This window comes from Pseudomonas sp. P9_31 (assembly GCF_034008235.1).
In the GTDB taxonomy this organism is placed as follows: Bacteria; Pseudomonadota; Gammaproteobacteria; order Pseudomonadales; family Pseudomonadaceae; genus Aquipseudomonas.
Genome location: NZ_CP125375.1, coordinates 2,357,842 through 2,381,291 on the forward strand (window position 1 = coordinate 2,357,842; position 23,450 = coordinate 2,381,291).

At 60.5% G+C, this 23,450-nt stretch carries 26 protein-coding genes and 1 pseudogene; 14 read left to right on the forward strand and 13 right to left on the reverse strand.

Annotated features, from left to right (window positions below; all coding sequences use genetic code 11):
- Positions 1 to 20: 20 nt before the first annotated feature.
- The 5 genes from lolA (at position 21) to cysG (ending at position 5,208) form a co-directional block, all read left to right on the forward strand.
- On the forward strand, positions 21 to 644 hold the full coding sequence (gene lolA, locus QMK51_RS10570; RefSeq protein ID WP_007904916.1) for an outer membrane lipoprotein chaperone LolA: 624 nt from the start codon (positions 21 to 23) through the stop codon (positions 642 to 644).
- Positions 645 to 820: 176 nt separating this feature from the next.
- Positions 821 to 2,143 carry a replication-associated recombination protein A gene (locus QMK51_RS10575; RefSeq protein ID WP_258700700.1) on the forward strand — a complete coding sequence of 441 codons (1,323 nt, stop codon included), beginning with the start codon at positions 821 to 823 and terminating at the stop codon, positions 2,141 to 2,143.
- Positions 2,143 to 2,517, forward strand: a complete 375-nt coding sequence (gene crcB, locus QMK51_RS10580; protein WP_007941127.1) for a fluoride efflux transporter CrcB — start codon at positions 2,143 to 2,145, stop codon at positions 2,515 to 2,517. The genes QMK51_RS10575 and crcB overlap by 1 nt, the downstream gene beginning before the upstream one ends.
- Positions 2,518 to 2,532: 15 nt before the next feature.
- Positions 2,533 to 3,813 carry a serine--tRNA ligase gene (serS, locus tag QMK51_RS10585; RefSeq protein ID WP_320393983.1) on the forward strand — a complete coding sequence of 427 codons (1,281 nt, stop codon included), beginning with the start codon at positions 2,533 to 2,535 and terminating at the stop codon, positions 3,811 to 3,813.
- Positions 3,814 to 5,208 (forward strand): siroheme synthase CysG, encoded by a 1,395-nt coding sequence (gene cysG, locus QMK51_RS10590; protein ID WP_320393984.1) that lies wholly within the window; start codon positions 3,814 to 3,816, stop codon positions 5,206 to 5,208.
- A 134-nt stretch (positions 5,209 to 5,342) separates the two neighbouring features.
- Here the strand turns inward: cysG and QMK51_RS10595 are convergent, their stop codons facing one another.
- From QMK51_RS10595 to QMK51_RS10635, 9 genes and pseudogenes are all read right to left on the reverse strand, one after another.
- The gene (locus tag QMK51_RS10595) at positions 5,343 to 6,341 is read right to left on the reverse strand and encodes a glutathione S-transferase family protein (protein WP_320393985.1); all 999 of its coding nucleotides are present in this window, start codon (positions 6,339 to 6,341) and stop codon (positions 5,343 to 5,345) included.
- A gap of 90 nt (positions 6,342 to 6,431) precedes the next feature.
- Positions 6,432 to 7,433 carry a glycosyl transferase family protein gene (locus QMK51_RS10600; protein WP_320393986.1) on the reverse strand — a complete coding sequence of 334 codons (1,002 nt, stop codon included), beginning with the start codon at positions 7,431 to 7,433 and terminating at the stop codon, positions 6,432 to 6,434.
- The gene (locus QMK51_RS10605; RefSeq protein WP_320393987.1) at positions 7,430 to 7,765 is read right to left on the reverse strand and encodes a TusE/DsrC/DsvC family sulfur relay protein; all 336 of its coding nucleotides are present in this window, start codon (positions 7,763 to 7,765) and stop codon (positions 7,430 to 7,432) included. Before QMK51_RS10605 ends, QMK51_RS10600 begins: the two co-directional genes overlap by 4 nt.
- On the reverse strand, positions 7,762 to 8,055 hold the full coding sequence (gene tusB, locus QMK51_RS10610) for a sulfurtransferase complex subunit TusB (RefSeq protein WP_258700051.1): 294 nt from the start codon (positions 8,053 to 8,055) through the stop codon (positions 7,762 to 7,764). Before tusB ends, QMK51_RS10605 begins: the two co-directional genes overlap by 4 nt.
- Positions 8,055 to 8,417: a sulfurtransferase complex subunit TusC gene (gene tusC, locus QMK51_RS10615; RefSeq protein ID WP_320393988.1), complete on the reverse strand. Its 363-nt coding sequence runs from the start codon at positions 8,415 to 8,417 to the stop codon at positions 8,055 to 8,057. Before tusC ends, tusB begins: the two co-directional genes overlap by 1 nt.
- A 1-nt stretch (position 8,418) precedes the next feature.
- Positions 8,419 to 8,811 (reverse strand): sulfurtransferase complex subunit TusD, encoded by a 393-nt coding sequence (tusD, locus tag QMK51_RS10620; protein ID WP_026286366.1) that lies wholly within the window; start codon positions 8,809 to 8,811, stop codon positions 8,419 to 8,421.
- A 222-nt stretch (positions 8,812 to 9,033) separates the two neighbouring features.
- Positions 9,034 to 9,147 (reverse strand): annotated as a pseudogene (locus QMK51_RS10625) (DUF1275 domain-containing protein); the annotation flags it as partial.
- 22 nt (positions 9,148 to 9,169) lie between these two features.
- Positions 9,170 to 9,499, reverse strand: a complete 330-nt coding sequence (locus QMK51_RS10630; RefSeq protein WP_258700053.1) for a DUF6388 family protein — start codon at positions 9,497 to 9,499, stop codon at positions 9,170 to 9,172.
- A gap of 19 nt (positions 9,500 to 9,518) precedes the next feature.
- A complete protein-coding gene (locus QMK51_RS10635; RefSeq protein WP_320393989.1) occupies positions 9,519 to 9,767 on the reverse strand; it encodes a hypothetical protein in 249 nt (82 codons plus the stop codon).
- Positions 9,768 to 9,929: 162 nt separating this feature from the next.
- Between QMK51_RS10635 and QMK51_RS10640 the strand changes: the two genes are divergently transcribed.
- A complete protein-coding gene (locus QMK51_RS10640; RefSeq protein ID WP_007941140.1) occupies positions 9,930 to 10,280 on the forward strand; it encodes a hypothetical protein in 351 nt (116 codons plus the stop codon).
- 36 nt (positions 10,281 to 10,316) lie between these two features.
- Here the strand turns inward: QMK51_RS10640 and QMK51_RS10645 are convergent, their stop codons facing one another.
- Positions 10,317 to 10,745: a GNAT family N-acetyltransferase gene (locus QMK51_RS10645; protein ID WP_258700056.1), complete on the reverse strand. Its 429-nt coding sequence runs from the start codon at positions 10,743 to 10,745 to the stop codon at positions 10,317 to 10,319.
- A gap of 129 nt (positions 10,746 to 10,874) precedes the next feature.
- On the opposite strand from QMK51_RS10645, the gene QMK51_RS10650 reads away from it, so the two are divergent.
- The 3 genes from QMK51_RS10650 (at position 10,875) to QMK51_RS10660 (ending at position 12,954) form a co-directional block, all read left to right on the forward strand.
- Positions 10,875 to 11,468 carry an NUDIX domain-containing protein gene (locus QMK51_RS10650; RefSeq protein ID WP_320393990.1) on the forward strand — a complete coding sequence of 198 codons (594 nt, stop codon included), beginning with the start codon at positions 10,875 to 10,877 and terminating at the stop codon, positions 11,466 to 11,468.
- Between the two features lie 122 nt (positions 11,469 to 11,590).
- Positions 11,591 to 12,130: a kinase inhibitor gene (locus tag QMK51_RS10655; RefSeq protein ID WP_258700058.1), complete on the forward strand. Its 540-nt coding sequence runs from the start codon at positions 11,591 to 11,593 to the stop codon at positions 12,128 to 12,130.
- Between the two features lie 5 nt (positions 12,131 to 12,135).
- On the forward strand, positions 12,136 to 12,954 hold the full coding sequence (locus tag QMK51_RS10660; protein ID WP_320393991.1) for a helix-turn-helix transcriptional regulator: 819 nt from the start codon (positions 12,136 to 12,138) through the stop codon (positions 12,952 to 12,954).
- 201 nt (positions 12,955 to 13,155) lie between these two features.
- On the opposite strand, the gene QMK51_RS10665 is transcribed toward QMK51_RS10660, so the two are convergent.
- Positions 13,156 to 13,878 (reverse strand): pirin family protein, encoded by a 723-nt coding sequence (locus QMK51_RS10665; protein ID WP_320393992.1) that lies wholly within the window; start codon positions 13,876 to 13,878, stop codon positions 13,156 to 13,158.
- A 323-nt stretch (positions 13,879 to 14,201) separates the two neighbouring features.
- Between QMK51_RS10665 and QMK51_RS10670 the strand changes: the two genes are divergently transcribed.
- Positions 14,202 to 15,152, forward strand: coding sequence for a GlxA family transcriptional regulator (locus QMK51_RS10670; protein ID WP_258700061.1), 951 nt, complete (start codon positions 14,202 to 14,204; stop codon positions 15,150 to 15,152).
- Between the two features lie 186 nt (positions 15,153 to 15,338).
- Entirely contained in the window at positions 15,339 to 16,817 is a 1,479-nt protein-coding gene (locus QMK51_RS10675) for an ATP-binding protein (protein ID WP_320393993.1), read from the forward strand.
- Here the strand turns inward: QMK51_RS10675 and QMK51_RS10680 are convergent.
- Positions 16,782 to 19,586, reverse strand: a complete 2,805-nt coding sequence (locus QMK51_RS10680; RefSeq protein ID WP_258700063.1) for an ATP-binding protein — start codon at positions 19,584 to 19,586, stop codon at positions 16,782 to 16,784. The genes QMK51_RS10675 and QMK51_RS10680 overlap by 36 nt on opposite strands.
- Before the next feature lie 343 nt (positions 19,587 to 19,929).
- Here QMK51_RS10680 and QMK51_RS10685 point away from each other — a divergent pair, with 343 nt between their 5' ends.
- Positions 19,930 to 20,505: a flavodoxin family protein gene (locus QMK51_RS10685; protein WP_258700064.1), complete on the forward strand. Its 576-nt coding sequence runs from the start codon at positions 19,930 to 19,932 to the stop codon at positions 20,503 to 20,505.
- A gap of 33 nt (positions 20,506 to 20,538) precedes the next feature.
- A complete protein-coding gene (locus QMK51_RS10690) occupies positions 20,539 to 21,363 on the forward strand; it encodes an alpha/beta hydrolase (RefSeq protein ID WP_320393994.1) in 825 nt (274 codons plus the stop codon).
- Positions 21,364 to 21,396: 33 nt separating this feature from the next.
- Here the strand turns inward: QMK51_RS10690 and QMK51_RS10695 are convergent, their stop codons facing one another.
- Positions 21,397 to 21,861 (reverse strand): AraC family transcriptional regulator, encoded by a 465-nt coding sequence (locus QMK51_RS10695; RefSeq protein WP_320393995.1) that lies wholly within the window; start codon positions 21,859 to 21,861, stop codon positions 21,397 to 21,399.
- Between the two features lie 237 nt (positions 21,862 to 22,098).
- Between QMK51_RS10695 and QMK51_RS10700 the strand changes: the two genes are divergently transcribed.
- Entirely contained in the window at positions 22,099 to 23,022 is a 924-nt protein-coding gene (locus QMK51_RS10700; RefSeq protein WP_320393996.1) for a LysR family transcriptional regulator, read from the forward strand.
- The last annotated feature ends 428 nt before the right edge of the window (positions 23,023 to 23,450 follow it).

A 23,450-nucleotide genomic window follows, 5' to 3' on the forward strand; every position in this document is an offset into this window, starting at 1 on the left:
GAATGTTTATGAGGACTCCCATGCGTCTTATCCGCATGCTGTTGCTGCCGGTACTGGCTTTGACCACGCTCTCGGCCCACGCCGATGACAAGGACGTGGCGCGTCTGACCCAACTGCTGGAAAAATCCCAGACCCTGACCGCGCGCTTCTCCCAGCTGACCCTCGATGGCAGCGGCACCCAGTTGCAGGAAACCGCCGGTCAGATGTCCTTGCAGCGCCCGGGCCTGTTCTACTGGCACACCGATGCGCCGCAGGAGCAACTGATGGTGTCCGACGGCAAGAAAGTTTCCCTGTGGGACCCGGACCTGGAGCAGGTCACTATCAAGACCCTCGACCAGCGCCTGACCCAGACGCCGGCACTGTTGCTGTCCGGTGACGTGTCCAAGATCAGCCAGAGCTTCGACATCAGCGCCAAGGAAGCCGGTGGCGTGATCGACTTCACCCTGAAGCCGAAAACCAAAGACACCCTGTTCGACAGCCTGCGTCTGTCGTTCCGTAACGGTCTGGTCAATGACATGCAACTGATCGACAGTGTCGGCCAGCGCACCAATATCCTGTTCACCGGGGTGAAGGCCAACGAGCCGATTCCGGCATCCAAGTTCAAGTTCGACATCCCGAAGGGTGCGGACGTGATCCAGGAATAGAGAGCAGAACATAGAACCTGTGGGAGCGGGCTTGCCCGCGATGGCGGCATTGCATTCAATATCAATGTTGACTGACCTGACGCTATCGCGGGCAAGCCCGCTCCCACAGGAACTGCGGTGTTCAATGCCTTAACTGATCGGCATCAGATCCAGCAAAGAGGTTTCAAACGTACGTGATGGACCTGTTTCGCAGTGCCCCGATTGCTCAGCCCTTGGCCGCCCGCCTGCGCGCGGCCAATCTGGACGAGTACGTCGGTCAGGAACACGTGCTCGCTCGCGGCAAGCCTTTGCGCGAAGCCCTGGAGCAGGGGGCCCTGCATTCGATGATTTTCTGGGGCCCGCCGGGAGTGGGTAAAACCACCCTGGCGCGGCTGCTGGCGGAAGTCTCGGATGCGCACTTCGAAACGGTTTCGGCGGTACTGGCCGGGGTCAAAGAGATTCGTCAGGCGGTGGAAGTCGCCAAGCAGCAGGCCGGGCAGTACGGTAAACGCACCATCCTGTTCGTCGACGAAGTGCACCGCTTCAACAAGTCGCAGCAGGATGCGTTCCTGCCGTACGTTGAAGACGGCACGCTGATTTTCATCGGCGCGACCACGGAAAACCCCTCGTTCGAACTCAATAACGCGCTCCTGTCCCGGGCCCGCGTCTATGTGCTCAAAAGCCTCGACGAAGCGGCCCTGCGCAAGCTGGTGCATCGTGCGTTGACCGAAGAGCGCGGGTTGGGCAAGCGGCAACTGACCCTCAACGACGAAGGCTTCCAGATGCTGCTGTCCGCCGCCGATGGCGATGGCCGGCGTTTGCTCAACCTGTTGGAAAACGCCTCGGACCTGGCCGAAGACAACAGCGAAATCGGCGTCGACCTGCTGCAAAGCCTGCTGGGCGATACCCGTCGGCGCTTCGACAAGGGCGGCGAAGCTTTCTACGACCAGATTTCCGCGCTGCATAAATCGGTGCGCGGTTCCAACCCCGATGGCGCGTTGTATTGGTTCGCGCGGATGATCGACGGCGGTTGCGATCCGCTGTACCTGGCCCGGCGCGTGGTGCGCATGGCCAGCGAAGACATCGGCAACGCTGACCCCCGCGCCCTCAGCCTGTGCCTGGCGGCGTGGGAAGTGCAGGAGCGCCTCGGCAGCCCCGAAGGTGAATTGGCGGTGGCCCAGGCCATTACGTATCTGGCTTGTGCGCCGAAAAGCAATGCGGTGTACATGGGCTTCAAGGCCGCGATGCGCAGCGCCACCGAACACGGTTCGCTGGAAGTGCCGCTGCACCTGCGCAACGCACCGACCAAGTTGATGAAGCAATTGGGTTATGGTGACGAATACCGCTATGCCCACGATGAACCGGACGCCTATGCCGCCGGCGAAGACTACTTCCCGGAAGAGCTTGAGCCGCAACCGTTCTATCAGCCCGTGCCACGTGGCCTGGAGCTGAAGATCGGCGAAAAGCTCAACCACCTCGCGCAACTTGACCGTTTAAGCCCCCGACAGCGGAGAAAATAGTGATTCCCTTGATTGTTGCGGTCTCTGTCGGCGGTGTCGCCGGTACGCTGTTGCGCTTCGCCACCGGTAACTGGATCAACGCGAATTGGCCGCGGCACTTCTATACCGCGACGCTGGCCGTTAATATCGTGGGCTGCTTGCTGATCGGCGTTCTATACGGCCTGTTTTTGATTCGCCCGGAGGTATCGTTTGCGGTGCGCGCCGGGTTGATCGTCGGCTTCCTCGGGGGGCTGACGACTTTTTCATCCTTTTCACTGGATACGGTGCGCCTGCTGGAAACCGGGCAGGTGCCGCTGGCCCTGGGCTATGCGGCCATCAGCGTATTCGGCGGGCTGCTCGCCACCTGGGCTGGCCTGTCCTTGACCAAACTTTGATAACGAGAAACCGACATGCTCGATTCCAAACTGTTACGTAGCAACCTTCAGGACGTAGCGGACCGCCTGGCATCCCGTGGCTTTGCTCTGGATGTCGTGCGCATCGAAGCGCTGGAAGAACAGCGCAAGACCGTCCAGACCCGCACCGAAGCTCTGCAGGCTGAACGTAATGCGCGCTCCAAATCCATCGGTCAGGCCAAGCAGCGCGGCGAAGACATCGCGCCGCTGATGGCGGACGTCGAGCGCATGGCGGGCGAGTTGAGCGCCGGTAAAGTCGAGCTGGACACGATCCAGACCGAGCTGGATTCGATCCTGCTGGGCATTCCGAACCTGCCGCATGAATCGGTGCCGGTCGGCGATGACGAAGAAGGCAACGTTGAAGTGCGCCGTTGGGGCACGCCGAAGGCTTTCGACTTCCCGGTTCAGGACCACGTGGCCCTGGGCGAGAAGTTCGGCTGGCTGGACTTCGAAACCGCCGCCAAGCTGTCCGGCGCCCGTTTCGCCCTGCTGCGCGGCCCGATTGCGCGTCTGCACCGTGCGCTGGCACAGTTCATGATCAACCTGCACATCAACGAACACGGTTACGAAGAGGCTTACACCCCGTACCTGGTGCAGGCCCCTGCGTTGCAGGGCACCGGTCAGTTGCCGAAGTTCGAAGAAGACCTGTTCAAGATCAGTCGCGAAGGCGAAGCCGATCTGTACTTGATCCCGACCGCTGAAGTGTCGCTGACCAACATCGTGGCTGGCGAGATCGTCGATTCGAAACTGCTGCCGATCAAATTCGTGGCACACACGCCGTGCTTCCGCAGCGAGGCCGGTGCATCGGGTCGCGACACTCGCGGCATGATCCGTCAGCACCAGTTCGACAAGGTCGAGATGGTCCAGATCGTTGAACCGTCGACCTCGATGCAAGCGCTGGAAAACCTGACCGCCAACGCCGAAAAGGTCCTGCAACTGCTGGAGCTGCCATACCGTACCCTGGCGCTGTGCACTGGCGACATGGGCTTCAGCGCGATCAAGACCTACGACCTGGAAGTGTGGATTCCGAGCCAGGACAAGTACCGCGAGATTTCGTCGTGCTCCAACTGTGGCGATTTCCAGGCCCGCCGCATGCAAGCGCGTTTCCGTAACCCGGAAACCGGCAAGCCTGAATTGGTTCACACCCTCAACGGTTCCGGCCTGGCGGTCGGTCGTACCCTGGTGGCGGTGCTGGAAAACTACCAGCAGGCCGACGGTTCGATCCGTGTGCCAGACGTACTGAAACCGTACATGGGTGGCCTTGAGGTCATCGGCTAAATGGACTATCTGCCGCTGTTTCATAACCTTCGCGGCAGTCGTGTGTTGGTCGTCGGTGGAGGGGAGATTGCCTTGCGCAAATCCCGCCTGCTGGCCGAGGCCGGTGCGCTGCTGCGAGTGGTCGCGCCCGAAATCGAACCGCAATTGCGTGAGCTGGTGGCCGGCAGCGGCGGCGAGTGCCTGTTGCGGGGCTACGTCGAGGCGGATCTGGACGGTTGCGGGCTGATCATCGCCGCCACCGACGACGAGCCGCTGAACGCGCAAGTCTCCGTCGATGCCCATCGGCGTTGCGTGCCGGTCAACGTGGTAGACGCGCCGGCCCTGTGCAGCGTGATCTTCCCGGCGATCGTCGACCGTTCGCCGCTGATCATCGCCGTGTCCAGTGGCGGCGATGCACCGGTGCTGGCGCGGTTGATTCGCGCCAAGCTGGAAACCTGGATTCCTTCCACCTACGGTCAGCTGGCCGGTCTGGCGGCGCGTTTCCGCAACCAGGTCAAAGGCCTGTTCCCGGATGTGCAGCAGCGCCGGGCGTTCTGGGAGGATGTATTCCAGGGCCCGATTGCCGACCGGCAACTGGCCGGGCAGGGCGCCGAGGCCGAGCGCTTGATGCTGGCGAAAATCAATGGCGAAGCCCCTGTAGCCACCGGCGAAGTTTATCTGGTGGGCGCCGGGCCGGGTGATCCCGACCTGTTGACCTTCCGTGCCTTGCGCCTGATGCAGCAAGCTGACGTGGTGTTGTATGACCGTCTGGTGGCGCCGGCGATTCTGGATTTGTGCCGTCGCGATGCCGAGCGGGTTTACGTCGGCAAGCGCCGCGCCGATCACGCCGTGCCTCAGGAACAGATCAACCAGCATCTGGTGGATCTGGCCAAGGCCGGCAAGCGCGTGGTGCGCTTGAAGGGCGGTGATCCGTTCATTTTCGGGCGTGGCGGTGAAGAGATCGAAGAACTGGCGGCCCATGGCATCCCGTTCCAGGTCGTACCGGGCATCACCGCCGCCAGCGGTTGCGCGGCGTATGCCGGGATTCCGCTGACTCACCGCGATTACGCGCAGTCGGTGCGGTTCGTCACCGGGCACCTCAAGGACGGTTCCACCGATTTGCCGTGGGCCGACCTGGTCGCGCCGGCGCAAACCCTGGTGTTTTACATGGGGCTGGTGGGCTTGCCGATCATCTGCGAGCAGTTGATCAAGCACGGTCGCGCGGCCGATACCCCGGCGGCGTTGATCCAGCAGGGCACTACGGTCAATCAGCGGGTGTTTACCGGCACCCTGGCCGACCTTCCACGGCTGGTGGCGGAACATGAAGTGCATGCGCCGACGCTGGTGATTGTTGGGGAAGTGGTGCAACTGCGCGAGAAACTGGCGTGGTTTGAAGGGGCTCAGGCGCAGGTCTGAGGACCGCATCGCTGCCATCGCGAGCAGGCTCGCTCCCACAGGGGACCGTGTTTAGCCACAGATTCATGGCCGGACACAGATCAAATGTGGGAGCGAGCCTGCTCGCGATGAGGCCCTTGAAACCTGCATGAACCTCAGGCCTTACGCCAAACCCCTTTCCCCTTCAACCGCGCCCGATCATGAGCCGCGGTGAAATCCTGCGCCGGCCCTTTAGGCACGATCCCGGTCGGGTTGATGGTCTTGTGGCTGCCGTAGTAGTGATTCTTGATGTGCTCAAAACTCACCGTTTCGGCTATCCCCGGCCACTGATAAATCTCCCGTAGCCAGTTCGACAGATTCGGATAATCGGCAATTCGCCGCAGGTTGCACTTGAAGTGCCCGAAGTACACCGCATCAAAGCGAATCATCGTAGTGAACAACCGAATATCCGCTTCCGTCAGGTATTCACCCGTGAGGTAACGATTGGCGCCCAGCAGCTGCTCCAGCCGATCCAGCTCACCAAACAACTCATCGAACGCCTCTTCATAAGCCTGCTGCGACGTAGCAAACCCGGCGCGATAGACGCCGTTGTTCACCGCTGGATAAATCCGCTCGTTCAGTGCATCGATCTCGGCCCGCAATGGCGCCGGGTAGAAATCCAGGTCGTTGCCGGTCAATTCATCAAAAGCGCTGTTGAACATGCGGATGATCTCCGCCGACTCATTGTTAACGATACGTCCAAGATGTTTGTCCCAGAGCACCGGCACAGTGACGCGGCCGGTGTAGTCGGCGGTATCGGCGGTATAGCGTTGGTGCATGAAACTGAAGTGATCGAGTTTGTCGCCGGTTGATCCGAGGTTTTTATCGAAGGTCCAGCCGTTTTCCAGCATCAACCAACTGACCACCGACACGTCGATCAGACTTTCGAGGCCTTTGAGTTTGCGCAGGATCAACGTGCGATGAGCCCACGGGCAGGCGAGGGATACGTAGAGATGATAGCGACCGGCCTCGGCGGCAAAACCACCGACGCCGGTCGGGCCTGGCTTGCCGTCGGCGGTCAGCCAGTTACGACGCTGTGCCTGTTCACGCTGGAACGTGCCGTCCTTGCTTTCGTACCACTGATCCTGCCAGCGGCCTTCGACTAACAAACCCATGTTCAAAACTCCTCAACCGATAAGCGTTGGAGAGGAGTCTATGCGCATAGGTTCGAACAAAAAGCGCAAAGGTTGGGCGGTTATGATCGGTTAAATCGATCTGTCCCGGGCATCCCAGTACTGCTGGGCGGTTTCGAAGGCTTGCTCGCGGGGCTGGCCGAGGCCGCGCAAGGCCAGGGCCATGGTCGAGATCAACGCCATTTGCGGGTAGCTGTCGACCACGTCGCCACGCCACACCGCTTTCAAATGCTCGGGATCCAGGCTCGCCGGTTTGACGTGGCGCTGGGTCGACAGCTGCGGCCATTCTTCATCCCAACTTTCGCCGCCGGTGGTGCCATACAGGTGACTGTCGGCATCCGGGTTGATCTCGATTTCACCACCATCGCCCTTGATGACGATGGCGGTGTCGCCCAGCAAGCCGCTGGCATCGCGATGCACGGCCTGATAGCCGGGGTGGAAAATGCTTTGCAGGCCGCAACGGGCGCCCAGCGGGTTGAGAATCCGCGCCAGGGAATGGATCGGCGAGCGCAGGCCCAGGGTGTTGCGCAGGTCGATCATCCGCTGAAGTTGCGGGGCCCAATCCACCAATGGCATGAACGCCAGACCGACCTGATCGAGCGCCACACCGGTCTGCTGCCAGTTGCGGCACAGCGGAATATTCAGCGTCTCGAGCAGTTGTTCGCTGTACAGCCGGCCCGCCGTGTGCGCGCCGCCGCCGTGCATGAAGATGCGCACGCCGTTCTGCGCCAGGCACTTGGCCGCCAGCAGATACCATGGCAGGTGACGCTTTTTGCCGGCGTAAGTCGGCCAGTCCAGATCGACCGCCAGCGCCGGTGGATTCAGGCGTTCACGCAAGGCTTCGGTGAACCCCGCCATTTCCTCGGCGCTTTCTTCCTTGTGCCGCAACAGCATCAGGAACGCGCCGAGCTGGGTGTCCTCGACCTTGTCGTCGAGCAACAGGCCCATGGCCTCGCGGGCTTCTTCACGGGTCAGGTTGCGGGCGCCGCGTTTGCCTTTGCCAAGGATCCGCACGAACTGGGCGAACGGGTGCTCGGCGGGCGTTTCGAGGGTCAGTGCTGGAGAGTCGGTCATAAGCAATTCGTCGGTTTGGGCAGGCCCGCCAGTTTCGCGGCGAGTTTGGCAGGGGTGCCTTTGAACAGTCGGTTCAGGTGCAGGCTGTTGCCCTTGTCGGGGCCGAGTTTCAATGCGGTGTACTTGATCAGCGGGCGAGTCGCCGGGGACAGCTGGAATTCGTCGTAGAAACTGCGCAGCAGTTCAAGGATCTCCCAGTGTTCCGGGCTCAACTCGATGTCTTCGGCGGCGGCCAGGGCGGTGGCCACCTCGGCAGACCAGTCGCTCAGTTCGACCAGGAAACCGTCCTTGTCCAGTTCAATGGCGCGGGTGCCCACCGTCAGGGATTTCATAGCCAACTGTTGACCTTGTCGTAGTGAATCGACAGCTCGACGAAGGCCGGGTAATCGATGGCCTTGGCCCAGTCCGGGACTTGCAGAGCCCGCGCCTGAGCATCTTCGGCCAGTATGAACAGTTTCAGGTTGCGGGCGTGCAGCACGCTGAACGGTGCGGTGCCTGGCTGCAAGGCATAGGCCGCGTCGCCACTCAGCAACAGCGCATCATCGGCGCCAATCACGCGCAGGCAACTGCTCAGGCGGTCGTCGCCGAAAGGGGAATGAGACAACACATGCAAAGTCGACATCAGAGGGTGATCACCTGGTCGTAACGGTCTATAAGGGCGGTGATTTCCCGGGCGGCCAGCACCTGGGCTTCTTCAAGCGACAGACCTTTAGGGTCCAGACCACGGGCAGCAGCGCTTTCACCGCACACGAACAGGTCTTCGACACCAAACATCGGCAAGGCTTGCAGGTTGGCGCTCAGGTCTTTCTGTTGCAATGCCTTGGCGTCCTGTTTCGCGGCGAGCTGGAACACGCCGTCATCGAGGAACAGCAGGCCGATCGGCAGATCGAAGGCGCCACCGGCCAACACGATATCCAGCGCTTCCCGCGCGCTCGGCCCGGACCACGGCGCCTGACGACTGATAATCAGCAAGGATTTAGCCATCTCACGCGCCTCCGAAACAGATCAGGCGGTCCGCGTCCTGCACCGCGTCATGCAACTGGCCGAGGCCGGACAATTCCCACGGTGCACCCACCGCGACCGCTTCACGCTGATAACGCTGGGCTTCTTCCTCGTTCAACACTCCACGGCGCAAGGCGGCGGCGATGCAGACCACGCCATCGAGTTGATGCTCGGTGACAAAGGTGCGCCATTGCTTGGGCAAGTCCTGCTCATCCTGAGGCGTGACCACGCTGCCAGACGCGTTGTAGACGCCATCCTGATAGAAAAACAGCCGGACAATCTCATGCCCGCCGGCCAGCGCGGCCTGGGCGAACAGCAAGGCACGGCGCGAGGAGGGCGCATGGGCGGCGGAAAACAGCGCAATGGCGAATTTCATGACGGACTCGATCAGCAAAACTGCGGCCATGATAAAGCTTTATCGTCGGGGCGGCGAAGGGCGTTTACTCGTAGACCGAGTCGCTGCTATCGCGAGCAGGCTCGCTCCCACAAGGGATTTGTGTCGTACATAACATTGAAATCCACCACAGACCCCTGTGGGAGCGAGCCTGCTCGCGATAGCGGAGTGTCAGGCAACACAATGCTGAATGTGATAACCCGATCAGCGCGGCATATACCTCAACTGCCAACGCCGCGGAATCTTCAGCGACAGCCCCCCCAGCGCCCCGGCCAGCAGCCCGCTGACAAACAGCGCCTTGAGCCCCAGATGATGTTCCGGCTTCCTTGAGTAGCGACGGTTACTTGGTCAACCCATATAACTCGCAATACTCCAGCCAGTCCATGCCGGCCATTTCCGCGACCTCCTTGTGCACCTCCATGCGTTGGGCCTGGTAGTCCTCAGGTGTGGCGGCGGTCAGTTGCAGCGTCAGCTCCCAGGCAAACAAACCCAGGCGCTCCGCCTCGGCTTCGAACGCTTCATGCAAGCGCTCGTCGCGGTACTGCGTTACTGTCTGGCCCTTGGCCTGGGCCAACAGTGGATTCAGGTTGTCCAGTTCGACGCGCAGCTCAGGCCGCTCATCGAGAAATTTTCTCAGTGCCTGCTCGTGTTGCTGTTCGGTTGCCGCCATGGTCACTCCTTGAGGGGGATTACGAAGACTGCTTTTTGCTTGCCTTGGCAGCCGCGGCCAGACACTCGAGAGCAAATTGCTCGGGGTAGGTCATCTGGATCGGTGTGGTTTCGCCTTTGACGGTTCTTTCACCGTCGAGAATGTAACGAATCCGCTTGTCGGTGACGCCAATTCGCTTGGCGATCCAGGCCGGCGTCTGACCGATCTGGCTGATCAGTTTGTCGGCGTAGTCGGTGGAGGGTTTGTAGAGTTCGGCGTTGGGTGTCATGGCCTTTCCAGAAAAATGGGCCCGGAAAAACGGGCAATGCGGCGAGAGAAACGCGACAGGGTGCGCGAATCGATGCGCGGTGTCGCGTTATAAATGAAGTAAAGCAGAACGATACGCCGCACCACGGTGATACAGTCCGCTTTTTCCTGATGAGCGAACGCAATGCGAATTCTGATGGTGGCGCTGGCCGCAACCTTGCTGGCGGGCTGCGCCGGATCGGCGATGAACGACGCCCGCACCAAAACCCCGTACAAAACCCTGACCTCGGACAAACCGGAAAAAGTCGTCGCCCAGTGCGTGCAGTTTGCCTGGCAGGACGAGGCGGTGTTCGGCGTCGATGCGGGCGCGTATTTGCAGCCGGGCAAGAAGGGCGGTTCGACGGTCTACACCCGTTCGGCCGAGTCTTTCGTGGACGTGACCAGCGATGCCTCGGGCACCGCGTTGAGCTACTACGCGCAGCATGATGATTTTGTCGCCAAGCGCCGATTGGCGGCGTTGGCTACCTGTTTGTAAGCAAGATCTTTTGGTGGCACCCCCGAAAATCGAAGGTTACAAATCCACCAAACGCTTCTGAAAAAAGAAGCGTTTGTGGCCCGGCGGGTAATCGGCAATGTGCCCTAGCTCGCTGTAGCCGTGCTTTTTGTAGAACTCCGGCGCCTGGAAGTCGAAGGTGTCCAGCCAGATCCCGATGCACTCCTTCTCCCGCGCCAGGTCTTCGGCCATCAGCATCAGCTTCGAGCCCAGGCCTTGTCCCCGTGCCTGGTCCGGCACTGACAACAACTCAATGAAAAACCACTGGTAAAACACTCGGCCATAAAGCCCGCCGAGAATCTCGTCGTTGTCATCGCGTACCAACAAGGCAATCTGCTCTGAAACCGTGGGCCCAGCCTTTGAGGCGTTGTAGGCGCGCAAAGGGGTAAGGATCGCTTCGCGCTCTTCCTGAGTGGCGTTTGTCGACAGTTCAATTCGCAGGGTCATGGGCTACATCCTTATGGCGGTGAATGCGGAGCCTATCCCGGTCGCCACGATTGTTCTATCCCTCCAAACCATAGAAATCTGTTTTCGCCTAACATGTACGCCTTCCGACGAAAATAGGGATGGATTGTCATGCCGAACACAGCCGAGCGGGTCAACATCATCGAGTCCGAGGTGTTGTCCCACGACTGGTACCTGCTGAAGAAAATCACGTTCGATTACCTGCGCAACAACGGCGACTGGCAGCGTCAGACCCGCGAGGTGTATGACCGTGGCAACGGCGCGGCGATTCTGCTGTTCAACCGCGAGAAGAAAACCGTCGTGCTGACCCGCCAGTTTCGCTTGCCGGTGTTCGTCAATGGCCATGATGGTTTGCTGATTGAAGTAGCGGCGGGCCTGCTGGAAGGCGCTGCGCCTGAAGAGCGCATTCGCGCTGAAGCCGAAGAAGAAACCGGCTATCGCGTCCACCATGTGCAGAAGGTGTTCGAGGCGTACATGAGCCCCGGGTCGGTCACGGAGAAACTGCATTTCTTTATTGCCGAGTACGACGCGTCTTCGAAAGTCAGCGAGGGCGGTGGGCTGGAAGCAGAAACCGAAGAACTGGAAGTGCTGGAGTGGACGTTCGACGACGCCCTTGCGGCGTTTTATCGCGGGGAGATTTGCGATGCCAAGACCATCATGCTGCTGCAGCATGCGGCGATGAAGGATATTTTCGGACCGGTTTGAGCCGGCGGGGCTTGCCTGGATCGAGAGAGCGTTCAGGCACAATGGTCGAGCATTTCGGCACAGTAATCAGCCTTTGCTCTCTCTAGACTCGTGCTTCATGCCAAGACACCGATGAGGTCACGATGAACATCCGAATTATCCTATCCGCATTGTCCATGGGGGTTGTCCTCACTGGGCACGCTGCCGACTTCTCGCTGAGCAGCCAGGATATTGCTGAAAATCGCCCGCTCACCAGTCGAGAGGTGTTCCAGGGCTTCGGTTGCGAAGGCGGTAATACGTCTCCAGAATTGTCCTGGTCCAACGCCCCGGCCGGCACTAAAAGTTACGCGATCACGGTCTACGATCCTGATGCGCCGACCGGCAGCGGCTGGTGGCATTGGACCGTGGTCAACTTACCGGCTTCCACCCGCAGTTTGCCAAGCGGAGTCGGTTCGAACCTGCCTGCCGGCGCAGTACAAGGGCGAACCGATTATGGCCAACCGGGATTTGGCGGCGCTTGCCCTCCTGTAGGGGATAAGCCCCATCGCTATCAATTCACCGTATGGGCGTTGAAAGTCGATAAGCTACCACTCGACAACCAGGCCAGCGGCGCCTTGGTGGGCTACATGCTCAATGCCAACGCCTTGGCCAAAGCGACCATCACTTCAACTTACGGACGTTAAGAGCAATGCGCCCTTGTGACGGCATCCAGCACCGGGAAAACATTATCGATGCGTGTGTCATACGGGCGCGGCAGCCTCACACCTTGCAACGGGTGCCGATATTCGCAACCACCCTGTGTCGAGTGAGACAGGGGGAAAAGCTGCTGCAATGGGATGACCGGGAGATGCGCGCCGGGCCGCAACATCTGATTCTGATGCCGGCCGGGCGCGAGCTTGGCCTCTCGAACTTCCCCGGCCTTCATGGTCACTATATCGCTGATGTCGTGACCTTTCCCGGTTCGACACTGCGCAACTTCAGCAGCCGATATGGCCGGCAGATCTTGAGTGGTCACCGTGCCCCGACCACAGATCTGTGTGTGCCTCTGGACAGGCACACGACGCAGGCATGGGATCAGTTATTGGCCGCCATCAATGCGAACGCTCCGGATGCATTACGCACCCACTATGGGGAAGCGGTTCTGCTCAGCCTGGGCCTCAACGGCCAGGCCGGACCGCTGCTGATGGGGCGCAATGATCCACTGTGCGAACGTGTGGAGCAATTGCTGATGGGCAGCCCTGAGAGCGACTGGACCGTTGCGAGCGTCGCACAACACCTGAACCTGGGTGAATCGACGTTGCGTCGCCAACTGGCCAATGAGGGGAGCAGTTTCAGGACTATTCTGGAAAGTGTTCGACTGGCGACGGCGCTGCAATGGTTGCAAACCACTTCCCGGCCCATCGGTGAAATTGCCGGTGCCAGCGGCTACGCCTCGGCCTCACGTTTTGCCGTGCGCTTTCGCTCACACTATGGCCTGTCTCCACGGGAATTGCGGGCGGCGATTTAGGCGCCCTAATATCGGCAAGTTAAGGTGCGCAAACTTGTGGGAGCGAGCCTGCTCGCGATGACGACAGTACATTCAGCATCAATATTGGCTGACCCACCGCTATCGCGAGCAGGCTCGCTCCCACAGGGTGGGCGCTCGATCAGAACCCACAAAAAAACGGCCTTAGTCAGGCCGTTTTTTTTGCGAGTTGGAACAATGGGCTCACGGCATTTCCGGCAACTCCTGCGGCCGCAAATCAAACACCAGCACCTCGGCGTCCACGCCATTGCTCAAGGTCAGCACCTGTTCTTCGCGAACCCGTACGCCATCGCCTTCCTGCAACTGCATGCCGTTCAGCTCGACACTGCCCCGCGCCACATGCACATAAGCGTAGCGATCGGCAGCCAGTTCCAGCGTGGCGCTTTCCTTGCCGTCGATCAGCCCGGCATACACTCGCGCATCCTGCCGGACGTTCAGCGAACCGTTGGCCCCGTCAGGGGAAATGATCAGCTGCAAGCGGCCGCGTTTTTTCTGGGTGCTGAAATGCTCTTGCTGATAACGCGGTTTGGCGCCGCTGACGTCAGGCACGATCCAGATTTGCAGGAAGTGCACCGGGCGTGTCGATGAGTGATTGTATTCGCTGTGCGCCACGCCACTGCCGGCGCTCATCAGTTGTACGTCACCGGGGCGGATCACCGAACCGGTGCCTAAAGTGTCCTTGTGTTCCAGCGCGCCTTCGAGCACGTAGGAGAAAATCTCCATGTCGCGGTGCGGGTGCTGGCCAAAGCCTTTGCCGGCGGCCACACGGTCGTCGTTGATCACCAACAGGTCGGAAAACCCCTGTTCCCGTGGGTTGCGGTAGTTGGCAAAGGAAAAGGTATGGAGCGACTTCAACCAACCGTGATTGGCCGCGCCGCGATCCGAAGCTTTGCGAAGGGTCAGCATGATGAAATCTCCTGTCAGGACGTGAATTCGTCCGAGTGAGGAGAAGGTTAATGTTTACCTTGATGCGCAATAAGTAGCTGAGAATTGAAATACTGTCTCGTGCAGGTTGACAGTTGTGTGAGCAGGTTCACGTATCCTTGTTGTTACACTCGGCCATAATGTCGGGGGGGATACCTGTGGGAGCGAGCCTGCTCGCGATGGCGGTTTTTCATTCAACATCGATATCGACCGGCCCGCCGCTATCGCGAGCAGGCTCGCTCCCACAAGGGTTTGGTGTTTGGCGCAGTGATATTAATCCGTACTCTTTTAGTGACCTTGAACCCATGAAAACCGTGGCAATGGTGTTGTTCCCAGACTTTCTCCTGCTCGACATGGCCGGCCCCATGGAGGTGTTTTCCATCGCCAATCGTTATCTGCAACCGGCAGACCGATACGAGCTGTTGACCATCGGCACCGAGCAGGGCGCATTGCGGGCCTCCAACGGCGTCAGTGTCCAGGCCGATCTGCACATCGATCAGGCGAGCGCGCACTACGATGTGTTGCTGGTGCCGGGCGGGCCGGGGGCCTACAACGAAAAGCATCCGCCGCTGCTCAACTGGCTTCAGGCTGCGGTCAGCCGTGCGAACCGATACGGGTCGATCTGCACCGGCGCGTTCGTGCTCGGGCATGCCGGGTTGCTGGACGGCTTTCGCGCGACCACTCACTGGCATTACACCGAACGGCTGATCAAAGGCTTTCCCAAGGCCATCGTCGAGACTGATCAGATTTTCGTGCAGGACCGCAACCTCATCACTTCCGGTGGTGTCACTGCCGGTATCGACTTGGCGCTGGCGGTGGTTGCCCAGGACCACGGCAAGAAAGTCGCCCAGGATGTCGCCAAAGTGTTGTTGGTGGTGATGAAACGCCAGGGCGGGCAGGCGCAGTTCAGTCCGTTGATGGCGGCGGTGGCGCCACAGGAAACGCCGATTACCCGGGTGCAGAACCATGTGCTCGAACACCTCGACGAAGCGTTCGGCATCGAACGTATGGCCAGTCTGGTGAACATGAGTGCGCGGCACTTCGCCAGGGTTTTCGCCCGGGAAGTGAACATGACACCGATGGAGTTCCTGCAAAGCGCGCGCATCGATCACGCCCGTAATCTGCTGGAAACCAGCGACCTGCCGCTCAAGACCGTGGCCTATAAAAGTGGCTTCGGCAGCGTGCGCCATATGCGCTTTCTGTTTAGTGAAAAGCTCGGCCTGACCCCCACCCAGTACCGCGAGCAGTTCAGTTAGCGCGTTGTTGTCCGTCGTGCGCACCGCGTTGGCGGTGATGCTCCTCCCGTGGCCGTTGTACGGTCATCCATGCCTGCCAAGATACCCGTGAACTCTTTTTCAAGGAGGTGCGGGAGCCTGGATAGGCGGGGGCGAGGGACCTTGCAGTTCCTTGAACCGGGCCAGGTTTTCAGCGCATGAACGTGCATGAACAGCCTCAGAAATATAAACAGCGACACGGTGCTGCGGTTCGGGCCTTACGCGTTCCACCTGCATCAGCGGCTGATCCTGGACGGTGATCGGCCGCTGCGCATGGGGGGGCGAGCCCTGGAAATTTTGCAGGTGCTGGTCGAGCACGCCGGTGCGGTGGTCAGCAAAGAGGCGCTGATTGCTCACGTCTGGCCGACCTCGGTGGTCGAGGAAATCAACCTGCGCGTACACATTGCCGCCCTGCGTCGAGCGCTCGGCGATGGGCCGAACGGGCAGCCCTACATCGTTAATATTCCCCAACGCGGTTATAGCTTCATCGCCCCGGTGCAGCACGACCGGACGGGCACTCCTGTGCTGGTCGAAACCTTGCACAAGCCTCAACACAACTTGCCTGCGCGGCTGACAGCGGTGACTGGTCGCGACTCTATCGTCGGCAGCGTGGTCAGGCAGTTACCGGTTCGACGCTTCATGACCCTGGTCGGCCCTGCTGGCATTGGCAAGACCACCGTGGCATTGCGCGTGGCCGAGTTGCTGTTGCAGCACTATCGGGATGGTGTCTGGATGGTTGATCTGGCAGCCCTCGATGACCCGTCTCAGCTGGTCGATCATCTGTCACGCACTCTGGAACTGGACGTCGGCGCAAAGGCGTTGGCGCAACGGCATGCCTTGGTGGTGCTCGACAATTGTGAACATCTGCTCGAACGTTGTCGGACAGTGGTGGACGATCTGCTGGCTTCGGCGCCTCGGTTGTCGATCCTCGCCACCAGTCGCGAACCGCTGCGAGCGGCAGGGGAAACGCTGCTGCGGTTACCACCCCTGACGGTGCCTCCAGCGTCGGCGATTTATAGCGTGGCCGAGGCCATGGGGTATTCAGCGGTGCAGCTGTTGGTCAGCCGCGCCCGAGCCCGTCAGCAAGGGTTTGCCCTGCGCCAACAGGATCTCAAGGCCGTGTGCAAAATTTGTCGGCGGCTGGATGGCTTGCCCCTGGCCATTGAGCTGGCGGCGGCGCAGATCGATGCACTGGCGCTGGTGGGGTTACAAGCGCAATTGGGCAACTGTTTTCAGCTGTTGAGCCAAGGTCGACGCACCGCCGTGCTACGGCATCAGAATCTCAAAGCCGCACTGGACTGGAGCTATGAACGGCTGAGCCCGTTGGAGCAGATGGTGTTGCAGCGGCTGGCGGTGTTCAAGATGGCGTTCACCCTGGACGCGGCGATTGGCGTGATCAGTGGCGCGATGTTGCTGCCCGCGAGTCTGGTCAACGTGGTGGAGAGTCTGGCGAATAAATCGCTGCTCTCGGTGGAGCAGGGTAACGGTGTGACCCGCTACCGTTTCCTCAATACCACGCGCACCTACGCCCTGGAGAAGCTCGAACACAGCGGATATTTACGCGCCTTCGAACTGCGTTATGAACGCTACACCAGTCCGGCTCACCGGACTTCAGGCAGGCAGGTCGCGCTGCAGCTCGTCGAGTAGCCGCCGGACTTTGATCAGGTCCGGTGTGGCGAAGCCTTCGGTGAAACGCTGGTAAATCGGCGCCAGCAGCTCATGGGCTTGTCGCAAGTGGCCCTGACGTTGCCACAGCTGAGCCAGTGATGTGGCGCTGCGCAGTTCCCAGGCCAGCGCTCCCTGGGTTTTCGCCACGGCTAAAGCCTTGAGCAGCACCGCCTCGGCCGCGTCGACGCTGTTCGGGCAATTCTCTGCCAGTAACGCGTCGGCCCGGGCCCGCAGAATCTCCGCCGTGCTCCAGCCCGCCGCGCCGTTTTCGGCCCGTTCCAGCAACGCATCATCGATGAAACGGCTGTCCAGCGTGACCATGATTTCCTTGACCAACCCGGTGTCTGGTCGCGGGGACGAGGGCGTATCGGCAACGTCGATCACCTGCGCGTAATGTTTGGCCCAGGTGTAGAACAGCAACACCGAGTGTTTCTTCGCCTGCTCAAGCAGCAAGGCCAGGAGTTCGCGGGCGACCGGCGCGTTGCCGTTGTAATGGGCCATCAGGCAACCGGACAGCGCCAGGGTGTAGCAGATGGACGTGCCATGATTGATCTGCATCGCGATGTCGAGCGCCTGTCGTGCGGTGTGCCAGGCTTTCTCCGGGAGCCCTTGCAACCAGAGAATGCGCGCCAGAATCGTCAGGGCCGCCACGCTCTGGTCGTACTGCACGCCAAAGCCATGGGTGAAGCGGTTGAGGTGGCCGCTCTGGGCCAGGCGTTGAATGACCTGCTCGGCACTCTCCCGCGCCAGTGCCTGATCCCCGGCAAAATGCAGGGCCAAGACCCGCAAGCGGTGAGTGCTCAGGGATAACACCGCGTCGCCGTGCAGTCCCAAACAGTCAAATTGTCGGCTCTGCTCCAGGGCCATTTGGTACTGGCCACAACTGAGGTTGACCGCCATGTGCCCCGAGATTGCCCTGAGCTGACCGGCCATATCGTTACAGTGTTCGGCCAGTCGTTTGGCACTGACGAACGCTTCGATGGTTTCAGCGGTACCGCCCTGGGTGTGGTAGCAGGAGCTGCCGAGGGCGAGCTTCAAGGTCATTTTCAAACGCGGGCAGGGATGGTCTGTTGCCTTGAGCAACGCCAAGGCCTTGCGCACATACACACCGTGCTCCTTGAGCAGCGACAGTTCCTGCCAGAGCGGTGTTGAGGTCGCGGCAAGGCGGATGGCCAACGCTTGCGACCCTTGAGTATTCAAGGCCCAATCGAGCGCCGCACGAATGTCTTCCAGGTTGCGGGCGTAACGCTCGGTCCAGCGCTCGCTCGGGGTGTGTTCCCAATCGCTCTGCGCCTGCTGCATCAAGGCCAGGCAGCATTCGGCATGGCGCTCCCGGATGTCCGCCAGCTCTTGGGCCTGGTCGAGTTTTTCCAGCGCATAGCCACGTGTGGTGTCGAGCAGGCGGTAGAACACTTCTTCTTCGCCGACTTCCACGTTCAGCAATGACTTGGCCACCAATTGGGTAATCGAGCCAAATACCACGTCGGGCTCGATGTACTGGCCGACAATCACGGCGGCCGCCGATTCCAGGGTAAAACCGCCCCGGAATATCCCCAATCGGCGCAGGCAGGTTTGCTCGCAGGCATTGAGCAGTTCGAAGCTCCAGTCCAGTGTGGCGCGCAGGGTTTGATGGCGGCCCATGGTCGTCGGGCAGCCTTGGGCGAGCAGACGAAAACTGCCTTGCAGTTGTGACAGCAAGCCACTCAAGCCCAGGTTGCCGACTTGCGCCGCCGCCAGTTCGATCGCCAGCGGTATACCGTCCAGGCGACGGCAGATTTCAATTGCCAGCGGCAGCTCGGCTTCGCTCAGTTCGAAGCTGTCGTGGCTGGCCATCGCCCGCTCGACAAACAATTGCAGCGCTGAAAACGTCAGGGCCTGAGCGCGGTCGAGGACCGCGATGGGCGGTGGGCAGTCCAGCGATTCCAGGCGCTGCACGCATTCCCCTTCGGCCCGCAGGCTTTCGCGACTGGTGGCCAGAATATGCACTTGGGGCGCTGTGCGCAGGATACTTTCGCTGAGCAACGCAATGGCATCGATCAAGTGTTCGCAGTTATCGATGACCAGCAGCATCTGCCGGTCGCGCAAGCACGTGGCGAGCCCGTTCATGGGTTCGGCGTCATGCAACGACAGGCCTAGCGCTGTCGCCAGGTGTGCGCCGATCATCAAGGGGTCGTTGATCGGTGCCAGGTCCAGCAGGCGAATGCCGTCTCGATAGCGACCGATCAGTTGCTCGGCGACGCGCAGCGCCACGGTCGTCTTGCCGATCCCGCCGGGGCCCACGAGGGTAATGAAACGCTGCCGCGAGAGTTGCGCCAACAGGCTGTCGACCAGGGCCTGACGGCCGATCATGCGGGTCCGGCGGATCGGCAGGTTATGGCCGCCTGGTTCATTGGCGTCGTTTTGCGGGCGTTGTTCGATGGGCTCCAGGGAAAACGGTGCGACAAAACTGTAGCCGCGCTGGGCGACGGTGACGATGTAACGCTGGCCGGCCTGACCGTCACCGAGGGCTTTGCGCAGTGCCGCCATGTGTACGCGCAGGTTGATGTCTTCCACCACGCTTTTCGGCCAGACCCGGGCGATCAGGTGCTGCTTGCTCACCACCTGGCCTGCGTGCTCCAGCAGGATCAACAGAATGTCCATGGCCCGCCGGCCCAGGCGCAGGGGCTGGTCGGCCTCCATCACCAGGCGTTGTCCGGGGTAGATCCGGTAGGGGCCGAAATGGATGGCCTGTTCGGGGGAAAGGGTCAACGGGTCACTCCTGCTTGCATCCGTCTATCACGCGCTATCCAGGCATATTCCTCAGGTTTTTTCGGCAACGCAACGCAGCGTCAGGCGCGTTCTCGGCGTGTGCATCGGTTGTTGCCTTGCCGTCAGTGCGTGGTGGTCCCGTATTTATTGGCCGCAGTGCGGGTAGAGGGCGCGCCGGGGTCATGGGTGTACGGTGGAAAATTAACAACGTTTAACTCGTACCAAGTCCGGTCTACGCTCAAAAATCCATTTCTTCAAGTAGCCGAAGGTATCGGCCTTTTTGCAACAGAAAGTGCAACAAAAAGCGTGCCGCAAAAGGACGAACACTTCTGGAGGAGCCGGAATGAGCAACGTGGTGGTGGTCTATCACAGTGGTTACGGGCACACCCGGGTCATGGCCGAAGCGGTGGGCCTGGGAGTGGAACGGCACTTGGGCAGCACCAGTCGGCTGATTCCGGTGGAGGAAGTGGACGAGCACTGGGAACGCTTGCACCGTGCCGATGCAATCATCTTCGGCGCCCCGACCTACATGGGCAGCGCCTCGGCGGCGTTCAAGGGCTTCATGGAAGCCACCGCGTCGTTCTACCTGGCGCAACCCTGGCGCGACAAACTCGCTGCCGGGTTTACCAACTCCGGTTGCCTGTGCGGCGACAAGCTCAACACCTTGCTGCAGATGGCGGTGTTCGCCGCCCAGCACTCGATGATCTGGGTCGGCCTCGACCTGTTGCCGGCGCGCAGCAGCATCGGCGTGTTCGACGGGCAGTTGAATCGACTCGGCAGTTCGCTGGGGGCGATGGCCCAATCGAACGTCGAGCAATCCCCAGAATTTGCACCCCCCCAGGAAGACCGCCGTACCGCCGCACATTTGGGCGAGCGGGTGGCGCGCCTGGCCGAGCGAATGGCCCATACCTCTGATTAACCGTCGTAAACCCCATGCATCAGGAGAATCATGATGAGCACCTTTACCACCCGAGACGGCACCGAGATTTACTACAAGGACTGGGGCACCGGTCAGCCGATCGTCTTCAGCCACGGTTGGCCGTTGAATGCCGACAGTTGGGAGTCGCAGATGATCTTCCTGGCCTCCAAAGGCTACCGGGTCATCGCCCATGACCGTCGTGGTCACGGTCGTTCGAGCCAGCCATGGTTCGGCAACGAAATGGACACCTACGCCGATGACCTCGCGCAGCTGATCGAGCATCTGGATCTGCAAAACGCCGTGCTGTTCGGCTTCTCCACCGGCGGTGGCGAAGTGGCGCGCTACATCGGTCGCTACGGCACTGGTCGCGTGGCCAAGGCCGGGCTGATTTCATCGGTGCCGCCGCTGATGCTCAAGACCGAGGCCAACCCGGGTGGCCTGCCGTTGGAAGTGTTCGACGGTATTCGCCAGGCATCGTTGGTCGACCGTTCGCAACTGTACAAGGATCTGGCCAGCGGTCCGTTCTTCGGTTTCAACCGGCCGGGCGCCAAACCCTCGCAAGGCATGATCGACTGGTTCTGGTTGCAGGGCATGGCCTCCGGCCACAAAAACGCGTACGACTGCATCAAGGCGTTCTCTGAAACCGACTTCACCGAAGACCTGAAGAAGTTCGACGTGCCAACCCTCGTGGTGCATGGCGACGATGATCAGGTGGTGCCGATTGAAGCCTCGGGCATCGCCTCGGCAAAACTGGTCAAGGGCTCCACATTGAAGGTCTACCCTGGAGCCCCGCACGGCCTGACCGATACCCACAAGGATCAACTCAACGGAGATCTGCTGGCGTTTATCAAAGGCTGATCAAAATCAAAAGATCGCAGGCTGCGCCAGCTCCTACAGGGTTATGTGAACGCCCGTGGGGGCTGGCGAAGGCTGCGATCTTTTGATCTTGAGAGAGGGAAGAGCACGAACGGTCCGGCAGCGCCAGGCAAACGGTGTGATGCCTTCGCTGCGAGTAAAGATATGAGAGAAATGTGCCTGATCGCAGAAGCCACATTCCAGGCTGATTTGCGTCAGGGTCAGGTCCGTGTCCTGGATCAACTGCTTGGCCCGTGCGATGCGTTGCTGACGTATCCACTCTTGCGGCGAGAGGCCGGTACTGCACTTGAACGCACGGGAAAAATGACTGCGCGACAGGGCACAGGCCCGTGCCAGTTCGGTCACTTCCAGGGTTTCACCGAGGTGGTCGAGGATCAGTTGTTTGACCCGTGTTTCGCGCCAGGGGCTAAGGCCGCCCGTGGGTTTTTTTTGCGTTTCAATGGCACACGCCTTGATCGCGTTTTGCTGAATGTGAGCCATGGCCAATGTCCGTGTCGGTGGGCGCGCGCGGGTGCACTGCACGGTGGGTCAGCACGTTTCTTTTTCTAAAAATTCTAAAAAAAGAGGCCTGCGCAGAAGGCTTCATTCTTGGTCGCGAGGGCTTTGGCTTGCGAGTTAAACGTTGTTAATTCCTCGAACGGGACGGGCGTCTCGAGTAAAGTCAGACGACGCTCGTCTGCCCTCGTGCCTGGCCCAAAACACAATGGGATTGTGCTTATGAACCGTAATGATCTGCGCCGCGTCGACATGAACCTGCTGGTGATTTTCGAAGCGCTGATGTTCGAAAAGAACCTGACCCGGGTCGCCGAAAAACTGTTCATGGGTCAACCGGCGGTGAGCGCCGCGCTTGGGCGGTTGCGTGATTTGTTCGACGATCCGTTGTTGCTGCGTAACGGTCGTGGAATGGAGCCGACGGCGCGGGCGTTGGCGATTCTCACGGAACTGCAACCGGCGATGGACACCATCTCGGGGGCGGTCAGCCGCGCCAAGGAGTTCGACCCGGCCAGCAGCTGCGATGTGTTCCGCATCGGGCTATCGGACGATGCCGAGTTCGGGCTGTTTCCGCCGTTGCTGCGGCAATTGCAGGAAGAGGCACCGGGGATCGTGGTCGTGGTGCGCCGCGCCAACTATCTGTTGATGCCGGCGTTGCTGGCGTCGGGGGAAATCTCGGTGGGGGTGAGCTACACCACGGATTTGCCGGCCAATGCCAAGCGCAAGAAGCTGCGGGACATTCCCTGCAAAGTCCTGCGCGGCGATGAGCGCCCGGGGCCGTTGACGCTGGACGAATACTGCGCCCGTCCGCATGCGATGGTGTCGTTCTCCGGCGACCTGAGCGGCAACATCGACCTCGACCTGGCCAAGGTCGGCCGCACCCGCCGCGTGGTGCTCGGCGTGCCGCAATTCAGTGGTTTGCGCGCGTTGCTCGCTGGCACGGAAATGATCGCCACTGTCCCGGACTATGCCGCGTGCGCGTTGGTCGAAGGCTGTGCGTTGCGCGCCGAAGATCCGCCGTTCCCCATTGATGCCGCGCAACTGTCGATGGCCTGGAGCGGGGTGCATGACAACGATCCTGCGGAGCGCTGGTTGAGGTCGCGGATCAGCCAGTTCATGTCCGAACCCCTGAAAATACCGGCACCGTAGGAGCTGCCGAAGGCTGCGATCTTTTGATCCTGACGGCCGACCCGATTTTGCGGATATACCCGAAATCCCCTGTGGGAGCGAGCCTGCTCGCGATAATGGAGTGTCAGACAACATCATTGTTGACTGGAAGGCCGCCATCGCGAGCAGGCTCGCTCTCACAGGGGAATGTGTGTTGATTCGAAGGCTGTGTTTAATAGTGTTTAGCGTTACTTCCTGAAAGCTACAGATCCTTGCGCCGTTGCCTACGACTGCGCCAGAATCCGCCGGCTTGTGCGCTTTGGGCCTGGTCTTTATCGTTTCCGCATCGCTGCCAATCAGCGATCGGGTTTAGCGACTTGAACAGGTATAAGCGCAACAACGCTCCGTCATATTGCAGGCATTCCATGTCTGCAGTTTCGATATGGTGGCTGTGCGCGGGAGGCCCTCGG